Annotated in this window: 7 protein-coding genes; 5 read left to right on the top strand and 2 right to left on the bottom strand. The window is 38.4% G+C overall.

Going from position 1 to position 13,761, the window contains the following annotated elements; translation table 11 throughout:
• Positions 1-13: 13 nt before the first annotated feature.
• Positions 14-2,305, bottom strand: coding sequence for a T9SS type A sorting domain-containing protein (locus GYM62_RS16200; protein WP_219957172.1), 2,292 nt, complete (start codon positions 2,303-2,305; stop codon positions 14-16).
• Positions 2,306-2,396: 91 nt separating this feature from the next.
• Between GYM62_RS16200 and GYM62_RS16195 the strand changes: the two genes are divergently transcribed.
• The 3 genes from GYM62_RS16195 (at position 2,397) to GYM62_RS16185 (ending at position 6,292) form a co-directional block, all read left to right on the top strand.
• On the top strand, positions 2,397-3,542 hold the full coding sequence (locus GYM62_RS16195; RefSeq protein ID WP_255590407.1) for a DUF4105 domain-containing protein: 1,146 nt from the start codon (positions 2,397-2,399) through the stop codon (positions 3,540-3,542).
• Between the two features lie 63 nt (positions 3,543-3,605).
• On the top strand, positions 3,606-5,651 hold the full coding sequence (uvrB, locus tag GYM62_RS16190) for an excinuclease ABC subunit UvrB (RefSeq protein WP_219957170.1): 2,046 nt from the start codon (positions 3,606-3,608) through the stop codon (positions 5,649-5,651).
• Positions 5,652-5,656: 5 nt separating this feature from the next.
• A complete protein-coding gene (locus tag GYM62_RS16185) occupies positions 5,657-6,292 on the top strand; it encodes a helix-turn-helix domain-containing protein (protein ID WP_219957169.1) in 636 nt (211 codons plus the stop codon).
• On the opposite strand, the gene GYM62_RS16180 is transcribed toward GYM62_RS16185, so the two are convergent.
• Complete coding sequence (locus tag GYM62_RS16180) at positions 6,276-7,199, bottom strand: 1-aminocyclopropane-1-carboxylate deaminase/D-cysteine desulfhydrase (protein WP_219957168.1); 924 nt, start codon at positions 7,197-7,199, stop codon at positions 6,276-6,278. The genes GYM62_RS16185 and GYM62_RS16180 overlap by 17 nt on opposite strands.
• Positions 7,200-7,253: 54 nt before the next feature.
• On the opposite strand from GYM62_RS16180, the gene GYM62_RS16175 reads away from it, so the two are divergent.
• Together GYM62_RS16175 and GYM62_RS16170 are read left to right on the top strand one after the other, a co-directional pair.
• Positions 7,254-8,288: an RluA family pseudouridine synthase gene (locus tag GYM62_RS16175; RefSeq protein WP_219957167.1), complete on the top strand. Its 1,035-nt coding sequence runs from the start codon at positions 7,254-7,256 to the stop codon at positions 8,286-8,288.
• Between the two features lie 1,045 nt (positions 8,289-9,333).
• Positions 9,334-13,671 carry a hypothetical protein gene (locus tag GYM62_RS16170; protein WP_219957166.1) on the top strand — a complete coding sequence of 1,446 codons (4,338 nt, stop codon included), beginning with the start codon at positions 9,334-9,336 and terminating at the stop codon, positions 13,669-13,671.
• Positions 13,672-13,761: the final 90 nt, after the last annotated feature.

The raw sequence follows: 13,761 nt of genomic DNA, 5'->3' as shown, positions 1-13,761 counted from the left end.
ATCAAACAGTATCTCATTTTCGAATCCAACGAATCACCCAAGAATTATTGTTTTGTGAAACTCTCAATATATAATTCCCTGGATTAACTTGGGTTAGTAGCTTTTCCAGATCTGTTAAGCCGATTCTTCCTTCATAAATTTTATCACCGGTAAATGTAAGTAACTCAACCTCAAGGGCAGTATTTCTTTCTTTTTCAGGAATTTCAATATGAATAGGACCCGAAAAATATGGGTTAGGATAAATTTTAACAGAAGAATGAGTCTTAGGTAGTGGAATGACTCTTACGGTATTGCTCCAGGATTCCTGCCCTTCCTGATTGGAAGATTTGATTCTATAGTAGGATTCGTGATTATAAAAATTGATGTCTGAAAATTGGAATAGGCTGGCTCCTGCCAGGCTTTTTGAAGCAGATCCAATTAATCTCCAATTTGAAATATTCCCATCTGATCTATAAATCTCAAATGTGTATTCCTGTTCACCCAAAACTTCCCAATTCAAGGAAACTTCCGACCCTCTTCTGATCGCTTCAAAATTGATCCATTCTACAGGTAGAATACTTAATGTTCGGAAACTGCCAACCGTATAATTGCCAATGGCTAAATCTTCCAACTGAATCAGTCTTCTAGCCCAGAGCAGACTAGGGTCTAAACCGTCCAGATGGCTTCCTTGGGCGGCATATCCAGTGCCTACTATTCTCAGGTCATCTACATCATCCACTATCAACTGATCTGCGGAAATTCTCAATTCCATTGGATTCGAACTTGGATTAAGGCCTGAAAACTGGAAGAAAGAAAATAGCCTGTAGAGAATTGGAGTTCCATCAGAGTCATCAAAATTGGAATTGTATTCAGCTCCTTTGTATTCTGTGAATCGAATCTCCAGATTTCCTCCTGCTGTATTTCCTAAGAGTTGGACTTTTCTAACTCCTCCATTTTTTGTGTCTTCAAAAGGGAATGTTCCATTGACCTCATTAAGGCTAGTTGGAATGTTGAGATATCTAAACAAGGCTGCATTTCTCCAGCTTCCTCCAGAATAATTTATCCCACCTTGAGAAGAACTGTTAATTGAAAGGATATTCCCACTTAAGTCCAATGATCCAGAGTTCATAAATAATGTCCTGGTAATTGTCAGATCATCACTTACTCGAATTCGTCCTCCTGTTTTTTGGATAGTTAGGCTAGAAACCGTTATGGGAAATGGACCAATATATTGCTCGCTAGGTCCTACGGCAAAAATGTGGGAATTATTAGATAAAAAATTTCCAGTCCCGGTTTTGACCATATTTCCAGAAATGAAGAGCTCAGTAGGCAAATTGAGATTATGAACTCCTTGCAGCTCCAAATCATGAATTCTGTTTGGTATTCCTGCGTCGGCAAAGCTTGAATTCAGAAAATTTTTAGGAGAATCTCCGCCCCGAAAAATGATTTTCCCATTCAGTTGAAAATTTGCAGCTTCAATTCTAGGGTTAGTTCCTTCCAAAACCATTATTCCATCATCTTGAAGATCAATAAGACCCGCGCTACTGGAGTTAGATCTGAAAATGATATTCGCATTGCAGTCAGTGATGAAAGTTGCCCCAGGCTCAATTGTAAAAACACCAAATGGCCCAGTTCCATACACAGTAGTTTCAGTATTAAATGAAAGAGTTGGACAAAAATTGGGAAAAACATTCCGATCCAACTTTTGCCGGAGAGTTCCAGATTTGACTGTAAAACTGAGGGCCTTGAATGGTTCCTCTATAATCAGTTCCACACCTGGACCGGGATCAAAAATTACAGAATACCTACTATTCGTACTGAATCCGCTCCATGCATTTAAGGGAATGATAATCCTTGACTCTCCCTTAAAGGTAATGGTGCTATTGAAAGAATTTCCAATCCAGTTTTGACTGTTCCAAGTCCCTGATGGAGTGCCTGGAGCAGCTCCACTAAATGCCTGTAAGCTTCCGTAAATATCCAGATTGAAGCTGTTGAGCCGTAGTTTTTGTCCTGCGCCGGTTTCAGAATTGATGAATACATTTTTTACAGCTGCATTAAGATTGAGCGTGAGTGTATGGTTTTGATCAATATAAATATCATTGGAGCTATCTGGGAGAGTGGTAGCAGGAATCCAAGTAGATCCGTCAAAGACATTCCAGATTAATATATTTGAAAAATTTCCGCTGGAAATGGTTTTGTATGCATTAATTTCCTGTGCGCTGGCAACTAATTGGAGCAGGCAAAGTCCTGCTATTGCCGACAATATCCTGTATATTCGACCGTTCAAAAACGCCAAAAGGGCCAACTTTTTGTCCCAGTTTCCCATAGCACAATTAAAAAGTATTTAAAAAGCCTTTTAAGTTAGTTAAATGATAGCTAAAAATAAAGTTCTAGGTCTAATTATTTTCCTGTTATTCATGAGCTTAGGAAGTGTTCAGGCTCAGTTATATAGGATTAGTCTTCTTACTTGCGATCCAGGAGATGAGTTATATATGGCTTATGGTCATAGCGCAATCCGAGTTTTTGATAATGTCAATGGGACGGATTATGTTTTCAATTACGGAACCTTCAATTTCAATACCCCAAATTTCTATGGAAAATTTGCGGGTGGGAAATTAGACTATATGTTAAGCGTCAGTACCTACGCTGATTTTATTACTACCTATGCGGGTGAAAAAAGAGCGATCCGTGAACAAGTATTAGATCTCAATTCGGAGCAGGAGCAATACATGGTAGAGTTTTTACAGGTCAATTACTTACCTGAAAGACGCTATTATAGATATGATTTCTTCTTTGATAATTGTGCTACAAGAATCCGTGATGCGATGGATTTGGTTTTGGGAGATCAATTGATCTGGAATGATGAGCAGGTACAAGAAAGAGAAAAAACTTTCAGGGACTTGATAGACGAGTACGTTTTGAGAATGCCTTGGGCTGATTTGGGAATTGATCTCGCTCTGGGAGCTGTGATAGATCGGGTTGCTTCTCCTCAGGAAGAGCAGTTTTTACCTGATTATATGGAAGAAGCATTTTCGAGAGCAGAGATTCAGGGAGATGGTCCGACCAGACCTTTAGTCAAAGAGACAAATGTTATTTTGGATTTTCCTAAACCCGAACAGGGAGTTATAGGAGCTTTCAATCCCTACTGGTTGTTTTGGTTGGTAGCCATTTTATTTTCAGCAATTACCTATATCGGTTTTAAAAGAAAAAAGCTATTTATCGGTTTTGATATAGCCCTATTTTCTATTCTAGGAATTCTAGGAATAGTTATTTTCTTACTCTGGTTTGCCACAGATCATTCGGCTACTAAGTGGAACTGGAATATACTTTGGGCTTTTCCGGGTCATTTGTTTCTGGCAATAGCGCTATTCTCCAAAAATTTGAAGCCCTGGGTCAGGAAATACCTTTTGGCAGCCTTGATTTTAGCAGATGCAGCAGTGGTTTTCTGGATTTTAGGTTGGCAATCTTTTCACCCTAGCCTAATCCCGATTTTATTGGTGATCATTCTCAGAACCAATTATCTGTATTATAATATTTCAAAATATAAACCTCTAAAAGCCTAGAATATTCAGAAGTAGAAAACTTTTGACTAGAGTTTGGGTGTTGGGTAAGTTCGACATAAGTATATGGAATTTAGACTTACTTCAGATTATCAGCCAACCGGAGATCAGCCACAGGCGATTGAGCAACTAGCCCGTGGAGTAAACGAAGGGGAAAAAGCTCAAGTGCTTTTGGGTGTAACCGGTTCAGGTAAAACTTTTACCGTTGCCAATTTAATCCAGCAGGTTCAAAAGCCTACCTTGGTGTTAAGTCACAACAAGACGCTAGCAGCTCAGCTTTATGGAGAGTTTAAGCAGTTTTTCCCTGAAAATGCGGTTGAATATTTCATCTCCTATTACGATTACTATCAGCCTGAGGCCTTTATTCCCAGCTCGGGAACTTATATAGAAAAGGATCTTTCTATTAATGAAGAGATCGAAAAATTGAGATTGAGCGCGACCTCTGCTTTGCTTACCGGAAGAAGAGATGTGATCGTGGTGGCTTCAGTATCCTGTATTTATGGTATTGGTAATCCTGAAGAATTCGCAAAGAATGTGATTCGAATTCAAGAGGGAGACAGAATTCCTAGGAATCAGTTGCTGTTTAAACTGGTCGATATATTATACTCCCGAACTCACCAGGATTTAACACACGGTACCTTCAGAGTAAAGGGAGATACAGTGGATATTTTTGTGGCTTATGCTGACTGGGGCTATAGAATTTTTTTCTGGGGTGATGAAATTGAAGCGATTCAAAGAATAGATCCCCAAAGTGGGAAGAAACTTAACGATGAAAAAATTATCTCCATTTTTCCTGCAAATCTTTTTGTAACTGGTAGAGACACCATACAAACAGCCATCAAAGAAATTCAGGATGATATGGTGGCCCAAGTAAATTTCTTCGAAAAGGAGGGGAAATTTATGGAAGCAAAAAGACTCCAGGAAAGAACTGAGTTTGATTTGGAGATGATTCGGGAGTTGGGTTATTGCTCTGGGGTTGAGAATTATTCCCGCTATTTCGACAGAAGAAGTCCAGGAATGAGACCATTCTGTCTTTTGGATTATTTTCCGGATGACTTTTTAATGATAATTGACGAGAGCCATGTCACGGTGCCTCAAGTGCGAGCTATGTGGGGTGGAGATAGGTCTAGAAAGGTCAATTTGGTGGATTTCGGATTTCGTCTTCCCTCAGCTTTGGATAATCGTCCTCTCAAATTTGATGAATTCGAAAATTTGACCAATCAAGTTGTCTATGTATCTGCTACTCCGGCGGATTATGAATTGGCCTTGACGGAAGGGGTGGTGGTAGAGCAGATTATTCGTCCGACAGGATTACTGGACCCTACCATTGAAGTGAGACCAAGTTTAAATCAGATCGATGATTTGTTGGAGGAAATTGATCAAACCATTAAGTCAGATGCCAGAGTTCTGGTTACAACTTTAACCAAGAGAATGGCTGAAGAGCTTCAAAAGTATTTGGAAAGGGCTGGAGTCAAGTCCAGATATATTCACTCGGAAGTGAAGACCTTGGATCGAGTCGAGATTCTCAGAGAGCTAAGACTCGGAGTTTTTGATGTTTTGGTTGGAGTCAACTTATTGAGAGAAGGGCTAGATCTTCCCGAAGTGTCGTTGGTCGCGATTTTGGATGCTGATAAAGAGGGCTTTTTGAGAAATGAGCGAAGCTTGGTTCAGACGATTGGAAGAGCAGCAAGAAACTCTGAAGGTAGAGTGATCATGTATGCGGATAAAATCACTGAATCCATGCAAATGGCTATTGATGAAACCAAAAGAAGAAGGGCGCTTCAGATTGCTTACAATGAGGAACACGGCATAACTCCTACCACTGTTATCAAGTCTCGAGATAAAATCATGGGACAAACCAAGGTGGCTGATTCCAAGAAGAATGCAAAAGTATACGCGGAGCCAATGCCTGGAGAAAGCCAGCTGGCCGCCGATCCTGTCGTACAGTATTTGAGTAAAGAGAAGTTGGAGAAATTGATCGCTCAAACTCAAAAACAGATGGAGAAAGCGGCGAAAGAGCTCAACTTTATGGAAGCTGCAAGGCTGAGAGACGAGTGGCAATCTCAAAAGAGCCGCTTGGAGGAATTGAACAGAGGCCCTGGGAAAAGCTGATAAGCATGACACTTCAAGAGGTAAAAATATTGGCTTCACAAGGGGAAGGGCTGACTCTTGAGTTCAAGAAAAAAGCTGCATTTCCTGATAAAATTGTGAGAGAACTGATTGCTTTGGCAAATACAGAAGGCGGGGTTTTACTGCTTGGAGTGGATGATGATGGGACGGTTAGTGGGCAGAGATATATAGAGGAAGAAGTCTTTGTGATGCAGAAGGCCATAAAAGAATTGATTTTTCCAGCCTTACCCTATGAACTGGAAACAGTCAAAATCAATGAGAAAAAAGGGGTTGCTCTTTTCAAGGTCTTTAAAAGCCAAGAAAGGCCACATTATATTTTAAGTCAAAATAGAAAAAGAGCATTTGTAAGGGTTGCAGACCGCACTGTTCAGGCTAGTAAGGAAGTTTGGGAGATTTTGAGGAAAGGTAGAAATCCCAGAGACATAGTTTTTACTTATGGTCAAAAAGAAGAAATCCTGATGAAGTTATTGGAGGAGTCTGAAAAAATTACCCTCCAAGACTTTATGAAAGCTGCTAAGTTGCCCAAGTTCTTAGCCAGCAAAACGCTTGTTCGGTTGGTCCTCGCCAATGTTTTGAAAGTTCATCCTCAGGAAAATGAGGACTTTTTTACTTTGAAGAATTAGGGAGTCTGATTCCAGTTCTTTCTGTAAAGCCTTCATTTCCCTGAAGCCCTCCGCTGTGTATCAGCAGAATTTTAGAGCCTTTTTCAAATTGATCTTTTGAGATTAAATCCCAAATAGCAAAAAATAATTTTCCGGTGTAAATAGGGTCTAAAACCACTCCAAAGTTTTCATAAAAGCTCCAAATGAAATCAATCAAATCTTGCCGGTAAGCTGCATATCCTCCAAAATGATACTTGGAGAAAATCTTCCAAGTACCTTCTGGCGAAATACTAAAGTTGCTAAGAAGATTCTTAATTTCCTTATGAATAAACTCACCTTTAAGGGAGGATATGCCCCATAACTGCTGATGCCCTAATAGGCTGTTTGCCAAACCGGCAAAGGTTCCTCCTGTTCCAATGGCGCAAACTATGTGGCTGAAGTAAGTGTCCTCCTTATCTAATATTTCGGAGGTTCCCTGAATAGCAGTTGCATTGGTGCCCCCTTCAGGGATCAGGTAAATGTCTCCAAATTGCTCTCTCAATCCTTCAACAAAGGAAGCCTGGTCTTTTTTTCTAAACTCTCCTCTACTGATAAATTCAAGCTGCATATGGTGATTTTCCGCAAAACTCAAGGTATGGTTTAAAGGCTCGATCCTTTCTCCCCGGATGATTCCGATAGATTCAAGGCCTTCATGAAATGCTGCCGCAGCAGTAGAATATATATGGTTTGAATAGGCTCCTCCGAAGGTGAGTATTTTTTTTGAACCAGATTTTTTTGCGGCTTCCAGATTGTATTTCAGCTTAAAAAATTTATTTCCAGAAACTGTCGGATGAATCAGATCAAGTCGTTTGATGGCCAGCTCCACTCCTTTTGACTCTAAGAGTGGATGATCCAACACTTGATTGACCACTGGATTTGCTAAAATCATGAGGGAATTTAAGGCTTTTGGTAAACTTAATTTTCATCCTTGTATTTTTGTTGCATGAATAAGCTACCCGAAGAGGAATTTGAAGACGAAGAAATCGAACTGTATGAGCATTATCGATTTAATGTTGACAAAGGACAAACGCTCACCAGAATAGATAAATTTTTAACCGAAAAGGTAGCAAATGCCACTAGAAACCGGGTACAACAAAACATTGAATCTGGTGGGGTTTTGGTCAATGGCAAGCCAACCAAACCTAATTACAAGATTAAACCAGGGGATGAAATCAAGGTAATGTTTGCAAAACCCCCTAGGGATAATGAGGTCATTCCAGAGCCTATTTCTCTTGATATTATCTATGAAGACAATGATTTGCTGGTAGTCAATAAGCCTGCAGGAATGGTGGTTCATCCTGCGCATGGAAATTGGTCAGGAACTCTAGTAAATGGGTTAGTATACTATTTTCAAAATTTGCCTGAAATGAAAGGCAATGAGGGAAGGCCTGGATTAGTTCACCGAATTGATAAGGATACTTCTGGTCTTTTGGTGATAGCCAAATCCGAGGAATCTATGACCTTTTTGGCTGCTCAATTTTTTCATCATACCATAGAAAGAACGTATATAGCCCTTGTTTGGGGAGAACCAGCTGAGGACTCAGGGACTATCACAGGCCATGTTGGAAGAAGTGCAAAAGACAGAAAGGTAATGGATGTCTTTCCGGATGGCTCACAGGGTAAGCATGCTGTTACTCACTGGAAAGTGATCAAGCGTCTACGATATGTGACATTAATTCAGTGCAGGTTGGAAACCGGAAGAACGCACCAGATTAGAGCGCACATGAAGTATTTGGGGCATCCGCTTTTTAATGACTCCATGTATGGTGGAGATAGGATTTTAAAAGGAACTCAATTTTCCAAGTATAAAAGTTTTGTTCAAAACTGCTTTGATATCATCCCACGCCAGGCTTTGCATGCAAAGTCTCTGGGTTTTATCCATCCTAAGACAGGGGAGAAGTTATTCTTTGAATCTGAACTGCCGGAGGATTTTTTGGCAGTTTTGGAAAAGTGGGAATCCTATGTGACTCACGAATAAGCAAAAAACCACAGTTAAGATTACATTCTTTTGATATAAATCAAAAATAAACCCCTGTTTAATGCAAATAATGTAAAAATCGAGATTCAGATTAAAAATATTGCAATAAGAGCGATGTATTCAAGGCTATATTTATATAATCATTAATTTTTAATCGATTTCATTAAATAATCTGTAAAAAAACAACAGAAACTTTAAATAATTTGCAAAAAACAATTTGATCGCCGTATATTTGAAACAGCAAACAAGCTAAAAGTTCACACACATACTGTAGGATGTTGAAATTGGCAGACAAGCCCTCCTGTCTCGAGGGTGGAGGCCGTGGGATAAAGCATTTTAGCGAGCTCGTAAATTTGCCTAACTACTCCGTGGAGGTTCGAATCCTTCTCCTACAGCAGGTTATTTTGGGTTTATTGTTAATTGACTAAAACCATGAGATTATGTTTCATGGTTTTTTTTATGCCCTTTTTTAAAAGAAACTCCCTTCATTCACGATTTTCAAAGTAGGAATTAACAAATCCATAATCATCAAGTGAAATTCTTAGGGTTAGTTATAAAAAGATGAACAAAAAATGTGTTTAAATAAAAATACTGTAAAAAATTGATTAATTTGTTATCAAAATTTTAATAAATAGGAGGTTTTTCTAATTTTGACGTATCGATTAATGAGTTTTGTTATTCATCTAATAAATATGAAGCTCTCAAACCATTTATCACTTCTCTGTAAAAGGCAGGGAAAAAGAAGCGAAGATTAAGCAGTGGAGACATTGATGAGCAATCAGACAATGTGAGTTAATCTTCGCCTTCATTTGATTTTAATCGCTGTGAAAAGCGAAACGATATAATGTAGGATGTTGAAATTGGCAGACAAGCCCTCCTGTCTCGGGGGTGGGGAAATCGGAATAAAGCATGGAACAAACCGGACTATTGCCTAACTACCCCGTGGAGGTTCGAATCCTTCTCCTACAGCTAAAAGCAGTCTGATGAGGGCTGCTTTTTTTATTTTTTGTTGGAGTATTTAGTTATTTTGGTCTAAAATCCTGCTATGATTAAGAGCTTCAAAGAAAAAATATCCAAGCATCCTCTTCGAAAGAAGGTATTGAGGGTGTTGATGATAGTTTTTCTGGCTTTAATTTTCCTGGAATTTTTAATCTATTTCGGTTCTAACCTCCTCTTAGTCAATTGGACTAGAACAAAATTGAATGAAGCAACTGGCGGAGTATATGAGGTTGATTTCAATCGGTTGAACTTTTCCCTACTTCGTAGAGGTGTTTTCCTGAATGGGATTATTATGAGGCCAGTGAGTCTTGAAAATGCCGGTGAAGACCAAGTGCTATTTGATTTTACTCTTGACGAATTAGCCCTTAAAAATATTTGGTACGATTGGTCTGAAAAGATTTTTATTATAGGTAATATAAAACTGGATAATCCAAACCTCAGCCTAGAGCTTTCAGAGTCCACCATTTCCAATGCAAAAGAGAAAGATAGTTTAAAAGTTTCCCAAGTAAAGAGACTTGAAAATGAAATCAAGAAAAGTATTCAAAGAATTCCTTTTGGAGGGATTTTTATCAATAGATTAGAAATAGATCATGCAGACTTATTCTTTTTAAACTTTTTGAGTCAAAAGTCTATCAATGCAAAAAATACTCGATTGATCATTGAGGATATTGATTGGACGAGTTCCGAAGAATGGAAGACTCCTTTCAATGCAAAGGGATTTGAATTTGATTTGGATCAGGTTGAGTTTCTTTTGCCTGATGGCATCCACACCATTTATGCCGATGAGGTCTTCGTGACTTCACTGGAGAATCAAATTCAGATTGAGAAATTCCAGCTTAGATCAGATAAGTCGATAGAGAGTTTTGCATATTATGATATGGACCTTGATCAACTTCGGGTAGGTAATGTAGAGTTGAATAAGGCCTTTATGGAATCGGACTTGGAAATCGATGAGATTATTTTGAACAGCCCGGATTTTAAGGTGATCCGATCTGATAATCCCAAAAAGAATCAAAATCAAAATGGTGACTTAAATGATCTGATTTCTGGCTTGTTAAAGTCGTTCTATGTGAAGGAATTATCCATTAATAAAGGAAAATTCTTGACCTATCACTTGGAGGATTCTCTGGAAAATAGAATTGAGGTTTCGGATCTGAATTTCAAAATGGTCAAGTTTTACTTGGGAGATGACCAGACCAGAAAGAAAAATCAGTTTTTCTATGGAGAAGATGCTTCTATGGAGTTGGGAGATTTGACCTTGTACTTGTCGGATCAGGTTCATTTGATCAAAGGAGAAAAAGTTATGGCCTCCTCTTTTTTAGATAGAATTCAAGTACAGGGATTTGAAATAAAACCGAGAGACAGTACTATTTTAACCAAAAGACCACATCAGTTAATTGATATCAGGCTGAATGAATTGCTTTTTTCTGAGGCAAATTTGAAAAAGCTTTATAATCAGGGTGTCTTGGATGTGGAGAAGTTGGAAATTATCTCCCCCAAAGTACAGGTAACTGATTTGGAAGCGGACTCAGGAATAGAGGAAAGAAAGGGGAGGGGGGCTTCTCTTTTAATGGGTTATTTGAATGAGTTGAATATTGGCGAGTTTGATTTGAGGCAAGGAGAGGTGCAGTTTCAAAATCAATCAGGTATCCGATCTGATGATATAGGTTTTGACCAATTCAGTTTGTTTTTGGAAAATGTCCGTTTTTCTCCTGACACTGCCATGCAACTTCGGGATATACTTTTGGCAGATGAAATGATTTTAAGTTTGGATAAATACCAACTCAAACTGAGAGATAACTTACACATTTTCAGTGCTGATAAAATCATTATTGACTCTAAAAAATCACTGATCGATGTTCAGAATTTTTCTCTGAAACCCGAATCTCGGACGAATATCCAATCTGTGCTGGACACCTATAAAAAAACTGTGGCAGTTGACTTGAAGGTGCCTTCATTTCGTGTAGAGGGAGTTGATATCAAAAAGGCTTTGCTTGATCAGGAATTATATATCAAGCAAATTTTGGTTCCTAGACCTGAACTTACCTACACCAAGTACAGAGATCGTTCTCAAAAAAGAGAGGCAAATCAGTTGGATTCTGCTGAAGGGATAAGAGAATTATTGGAGTCCTATTTTGCCAAAGTTTCCATAGATTCTGTCAGTTTCCAGGAAGGGAAATTCAACTTTTCAGATCTTTCGGGAAGAAGGGAGATTAGTTTCGTGGAAGAAGATTTATCCCTTACACTGAAGGGTTTTTATATGGATAATCTTGGTAATTATGATGAATCCAAGACCTTCTTTTCGGACGAGATCGTTTTGAATTTGGCTGATTATTCCTTTTCTCTAGCGAGAGGGGATTATGATGTTACGACCAGTAATTTGGTTTTTAATACAAAAAACCGAACGCTGGTTATTGATACTTTGCGCTTGATGCCGGGTGATAATCTGAGGAGTAAGCTGTCTTTATCACTGATTTTACCGAAGGTGAGCTTTGAAGGAATTGATTTAGAGGACTTTTTATTCGATAACCGATTGGATTTGGACAAACTTAATGTAGTCGGCAGTACAATCAGTTTGGAAATCAATCCGGCTATAGAGTCAAAAAACAGTCCGATAAATCCGCGGGTTAGAAGGAGTTTAGATTTTATCAAGGTTGGAGAGATTAGTGCATTGAATTCCGATTTCAGGTTGAATTACATACAAGGCCAAACCGATCTCCAGTCTATACAAACCTCCTTTGATATTACAGTTGCAGACTTCTTTTTGGATGAGCAAGCCAATCGAGAGATGGATTTATCCGGCCTTTTTAAGCAAATCTCAATAGGGATCAATGACTTTTCTTTTGCCCTGCCGGATAGTGTGCACTCTGTAAGATTATCCAATTTGACATTTGATACAGAGCAAGACGAGACCATTCTTTCCGGGATAGAAATCCTACCTCTGAAGCCTTTGAATCTGACTAATGGTCCGGTTTTTCAGGGAAAAATTCAGGAGATTGGCTTAAGAAATAATGAATTAGAGCAAATTCAGGAGTCAGGAATTTTTGATTTAACTCAATTGAGGATTTTGAAACCTGATTTTAAAATCTTTTTGGACAGTATATCTACCCAAATAAAAAATGAAAACTTGAAAGAGTTTAAGGTCAAAGATGGCTTGGTTAATTCAATAATGCTGCAAAACATCAACTTGAATCAGGGCAATTTTGAGTTTTTTTCAAAATCAAAAAATCCATTAAATGGACTGGCTTTCAAGGATGTTGATTTTTCATTAAAGAAGCTAAATCTTGATTTATTGAATTTGGAAGAAAACATCAGTCCGGAAGTCCTTTTCAAGAAGCAGTTGGAGTTTAGTCTCAAAGATTACAATTATTATTTGCCGGATAGTATGGAGCTGTTTTCCATTGGGAGTTTTTCCTACTCTGATGAGAATTTAGTTTTTGAAAAAGTGAGGTTTAGACCAGCGATGGGCAGGTATAATTACTTGAGGAAAAAGGGCTTTCAGACAGATGCAATTGATCTCTATTTGGATAGAATAGAAGTTGAGGGCTTAAATTTTGAACGCATTTTTACCAACCAGGGCTATCAAGCAAAAAAGCTTAATTTGGATGGGATGCGCTTGGATGTATTCAGGGACAAACGATTGCCTGCGCGACCCAATGCCTACAAACCTATGCCTCAGGATTTATTAAGAAATGCTTCCATCCGGGCTTTGGTAGACTCTATTCATTTAAGAAACGGTTTAATACGATACCAGGAGTTTACTCCTGGAGCTCAGTTACCTGGACAAGTGAGTTTTCATAATATGAATGCTTCAATTGTTCCATTTGCAATGAGTTTGGAAGGTGAGAGGCATCCAATTGATTCATTCAAAGTAATTGCTACGACCGACTTGATGGGAGAAGGGAAAGTTGAAATGAACTCTACCTATTACTTTTCAGCTGGATCTCCTATTAATTTATCTTTCAAAATGGGAGAAATGCCCCTAGAATATGTCAATGATATTTTAAGTAAAGGAGCGTTTGTTAAAGCCCGATCTGGAAAAGTGAATTCGGCTGATTGGTACTTCAGATTGACAGATGAAGAGGCAATTGGAAAAATGACCTTTTTATATGAAGGATTGAAGGTGGATTTATTGGATTCCCTGACTTTGGAAAAAGGGACTGGAAAAGTGGCATTTGAATCATTTTTAGCCAATACATTGATTAAAAATAACAACCCAAGAAGGCTTTTGGGAAATATTGTTTCCTCTGATATTTACTTTAAAAGAGATAAATCCAAGTTTATTTTCAACACTTGGTGGAAAGCAACCCTTACAGGATTGAAAGGAAGTATGGGATTAGGGCAACCACAGATGCCAGTGAGGCGAAAAGAAGAGGAGGAATAAGATCCTCCTCTTTTAATTTTTTAATATGCTTACCTGCTTTTTCAATAAGTAAAAAAGTAAAAGGGAGTATCAGTTGAAAGAATTAGAATC

Source organism: Algoriphagus sp. NBT04N3 (assembly GCF_019443765.1).
GTDB lineage: Bacteria > Bacteroidota > Bacteroidia > Cytophagales > Cyclobacteriaceae > Algoriphagus > Algoriphagus ornithinivorans.
This window is presented reverse-complemented; position numbering and strand designations above follow the sequence as displayed.

What these genes read in the sequence shown, in the direction of transcription:
- GYM62_RS16195 (WP_255590407.1), top strand. Translation starts at nt 2,397, where the DNA reads ATGAGCTTAGGAAGTGTTCAGGCTCAGTTATATAGGATTAGTCTTCTT.
- GYM62_RS16185 (WP_219957169.1), top strand. Translation starts at nt 5,657, where the DNA reads ATGACACTTCAAGAGGTAAAAATATTGGCTTCACAAGGGGAAGGGCTG.
- uvrB (WP_219957170.1), top strand. Translation starts at nt 3,606, where the DNA reads ATGGAATTTAGACTTACTTCAGATTATCAGCCAACCGGAGATCAGCCA.
- GYM62_RS16200 (WP_219957172.1), bottom strand. Translation starts at nt 2,305, where the DNA reads ATGGGAAACTGGGACAAAAAGTTGGCCCTTTTGGCGTTTTTGAACGGT.
- GYM62_RS16170 (WP_219957166.1), top strand. Translation starts at nt 9,334, where the DNA reads ATGATTAAGAGCTTCAAAGAAAAAATATCCAAGCATCCTCTTCGAAAG.
- GYM62_RS16180 (WP_219957168.1), bottom strand. Translation starts at nt 7,199, where the DNA reads ATGATTTTAGCAAATCCAGTGGTCAATCAAGTGTTGGATCATCCACTC.
- GYM62_RS16175 (WP_219957167.1), top strand. Translation starts at nt 7,254, where the DNA reads ATGAATAAGCTACCCGAAGAGGAATTTGAAGACGAAGAAATCGAACTG.